2 protein-coding genes are annotated in these 1,061 nt (G+C 73.7%); one reads left to right on the top strand and one right to left on the bottom strand.

The features are described 5' to 3' along the window. The coding region (locus tag B8460_RS09415; RefSeq protein ID WP_048861338.1) for a GNAT family N-acetyltransferase at positions 1-700 on the top strand (700 nt) is incomplete at its 5' end. On the opposite strand, the gene B8460_RS09410 is transcribed toward B8460_RS09415, so the two are convergent. Further along, positions 666-1,061: CopD family protein (locus tag B8460_RS09410; protein WP_048861337.1), on the bottom strand; the 396-nt coding region annotated here is incomplete at its 5' end. The genes B8460_RS09415 and B8460_RS09410 overlap by 35 nt on opposite strands.

Raw genomic sequence — 1,061 nt, 5'->3', positions numbered from 1 at the left:
CGCCGTCCTCGACATCGCGGAGATGGCGGCGGACGGGCAGGGGGTGGCGGTGATGGAGGCGGCGGTCACGCTGCGCCCTGCCGGCGACCGCGCCAGCCGCCTCGCGATCGCGCCCTATCCGGCCGAGCTGGAGGCGCCCTGGACCCCGGCCGGCGGTCCCCCGCTGCTGATCCGCCCGATCCGGCCGGAGGACGCCGAGGCGCACGGCGCCTTCTTCGCCCGCCTCTCGCCGGAGGACGTGCGCTATCGTTTCTTCACCGCCGTGCGGGAGCTGTCGGCCGACATGATGGTGCGGCTGACGCAGGTCGATTACGACCGCGAGATGGCCTTCGTCGCCGTGCGCCCGCCCCAGGCTGGCGACGCGGAGGGTGGCGACACGGTGGGCGTCGCCCGCCTCGTGTGCGAGGCGGATTGCCGCAGCGCGGAGTTCGCGGTGATCGTGCAGCCCGACATGAAGGGCCGCGGCCTCGCCTCCCACCTGATGCGCCGGCTGTTCGACTGGGCGCGCAGGCGCGGCATCGCCGAGATCGTGGGGCAGGTGCTGGCGGACAACGCGCCGATGCTGGCCTTCGTCCGCCGGCTCGGCTTCAGCGTCCACCGCATGCCCGGCGAGGAGGACGTAATGGAGGTCCGCCTCGCCCTCAACCCCGCCGCCGGCCCCGCCGTCACCCCCGGGCCAGGCACGCCAGCACGATCGTGATCAGCCCGAGCACGAGGTTGATCCACACGAAGCGCCGCACCGTCGCCGCCGCGCGCAGCGCGTTCGCCGGCTGCACCGCCGTGCGGAACCGGCGATACGGGCCGGTGACGACGAAGATGAACAGCGCCGCCATCAGCAGGCCGAGGCCGTGCATCGCATGCACCGGCCAGGTGACCCCGGCGAACCCGCCATAGACGCCGAACAGGATCGCATAGCCGGTGATCAGCACGATCGGCATCGCGTGCCACACCAGCCGGAAGAACCGGCCGAACGCCGCCCCCGCGACCGCCACCCGTGGCGCCGGATCGAGCGCGCCCAGGCTCGGGTGCAGCACCAGCAGCGCGAAGGCCATGCCGCCCAC

Source organism: Acidisphaera rubrifaciens HS-AP3 (assembly GCF_000964365.1).
Lineage (GTDB): Bacteria > Pseudomonadota > Alphaproteobacteria > Acetobacterales > Acetobacteraceae > Acidisphaera > Acidisphaera rubrifaciens.
Note: the sequence above shows the minus strand (reverse complement) of the source record. Positions and strands in the feature narration are given on the sequence as shown.